Here is a 2,145-nt window from a genome sequence, read left to right on the forward strand (position 1 = left end):
GTATGCGTCCGGGCAACACGTCTTGCGTGATTAAACCGGCTGCCACTTATGCGGAAGCAGCTGCTCGATTTCACTCGCCCGCTGCGTCGGTAGACGCGTGAGAACATCCTTTAGATAGGCGTACGGATCATGGCCATTCAGCCGCGCAGACTGGATCAAGCTCATGATCGCCGCCGCCCTTTTTCCGCTGCGTAACGACCCGGCGAAGAGCCAGTTCTTGCGTCCAAGGGCCCATGGTCGGATCTGGTTTTCCGCCCAATTATTATCAATAGGTACGGCCCCGTCATTGAGGTAGCGCGACAGCGCTGCCCAGCGTTTGAGGCTGTAATCAAATGCTCTGCTGATGGCTGAACCTTCGGGCACAAGATCACGCTGGGCGATCATCCAGGCATGCAGCCTATCCATCACTGGCGCGGCTTTTTCTTGCCGTATTCGGCGCCGTAATTCCGACTCCAGGTCACGCACTTCGCTCTCGATTTCGTACAACAACTGGATGTAACGCAGGGCCTGCTCGGCGAGCTGGCTCTTGTTGGTGGCATGCAATTCGAAAAACTTGCGCCGGGCGTGGGCCATGCAGCCGATCTCGGTCACGCCGAGTTCGAAGCTGGCCTTGTAACCGCCAAAATCATCGCAGACCAACTTGCCTTTCCAGCCTTGCAGGAAGTTGCGAGCATGCTCACCGGCGCGGCTGGGGCTGAAGTCGTAGACGACAGCGGCTGTTTCGCAGAACTGGCTGGTGGCGTAAGCCCAAACATAAGAGCGGTGGGTTTTCTTCGTGCCCGGAGCGAGCATCTGTACGGGTGTTTCATCCGCGTGCACGACCTGCTGCCCGATCACTACGTCACGCAGGGCATCGACCAGTGGCTGCAACTGCACGCCCGTAACGCCGACCCATTGAGCCAAAGTGGAGCGTGGAATCGACAAGCCAGCTCGACCAAAAATCGATTCCTGACGGTAAAGCGGAAGATGATCAGCGAACTTCGCGATCATGACGTGGGCAAGTAATCCGGCAGTCGGGATGCCCTTGTCGATAACTTGCGCAGGTACCGGCGCCTGGATCAGCGTTTCACAGTCATCACAAATCCACTTGCCACGAACATGGCGCTCAACGGTAAACACGCCCGGCGTGTAGTCCAGCTTTTCGCTGACATCTTCACCGATGCGTTTAAGCGCACAGCCGCATGGGCAGTGAGTGTTGTCCGGTTCGTGATGGATCAAGGTGCGTGGGAATTCTGCCGGCAACGCAGTGCGCTTGGGCTTTTGCTTTTTCTCAGTTGTCGCTGGCGCGATTTGCAAGGCCTGAAGCTCGGCCTCAATCGCCGCGATATCGGTATCGATCAGGTCATCCAGCAGGCTGGCCTGCTGAGGATTCATCTGCTCGCTACGCTTGGCAAACTTCAAACGCTTGAGCTGTGCGATCTCGTGGGTCAGCTTTTCGATCACCGTTTGATCGCGGTTGATCTTCTTGCCCATGGTTTCGACCGTTCTGCCCATGGTCTCTACCGTCTTGCCCATGGTCTCCACTTGCGACAGCAACTGCGCAGCGAATGCACGCAGTTGGTCGGGAGTCATTTGATCGAGATTGGGCGAGGAAGTCATGCCGTGGATTTTACCAAAGCAGACCGCCTGCGACAGCAAACCAAGACGCTAATTAAAGTTTTTTAAAGCAGTGTAATTACACCGCCGACGCCAACACGTTGCCAAGGTAGGCCGAGCACCAAGGCCTGAAGTTGCTCAGTATCCAACTGCATTTCGCTGCCTTGTCGAAGGCCTGGCCAGTGAAACTTGCCTTGGTTCAAGCGACGTGCAGCCAGCCAAACGCCGATCCCATCATGTACCAACACTTTCATCCGAGTCGCGCGGCGATTGGCAAACAGATAAGCACAGTGCGGCTTCGCCGCACCGAAGACCTCGATCACCCTGGCCAGCGCAGTCTCGGTACCGGCGCGCATGTCCATGGGCTCGGTGGCGAGCCAAATGGCGTCGATACGGATCATCGCAACACGTCTCGAAGGAAAGCGGCGCAGGCAGCAGCACTATCGGTCGGCCAGTTCACTTTGACGGTGCCGCGTGGGTGCAGAATCTCAATGCTGATATTCGATGAAGGTGGGTGTGCCGTTATCTGCATGGGCAATGGGATAAATG

The 2,145-nt window shown here is 56.8% G+C and carries 2 protein-coding genes; both read right to left on the reverse strand.

Annotation, left to right across the window (positions count from 1 at the left end; translation table 11 throughout):
- Nucleotides 1–30: 30 nt before the first annotated feature.
- On the reverse strand, nucleotides 31–1,599 hold the full coding sequence (gene tnpC, locus FIV35_RS29380; protein WP_083377874.1) for an IS66 family transposase: 1,569 nt from the start codon (nucleotides 1,597–1,599) through the stop codon (nucleotides 31–33).
- A gap of 62 nt (nucleotides 1,600–1,661) precedes the next feature.
- Nucleotides 1,662–1,997 carry an IS66 family insertion sequence element accessory protein TnpB gene (gene tnpB, locus FIV35_RS30065; RefSeq protein ID WP_034139925.1) on the reverse strand — a complete coding sequence of 112 codons (336 nt, stop codon included), beginning with the start codon at nucleotides 1,995–1,997 and terminating at the stop codon, nucleotides 1,662–1,664.
- Nucleotides 1,998–2,145 lie beyond the last annotated feature (148 nt).

This window comes from Pseudomonas rhodesiae, assembly GCF_007858255.1.
GTDB lineage: Bacteria > Pseudomonadota > Gammaproteobacteria > Pseudomonadales > Pseudomonadaceae > Aquipseudomonas > Aquipseudomonas rhodesiae.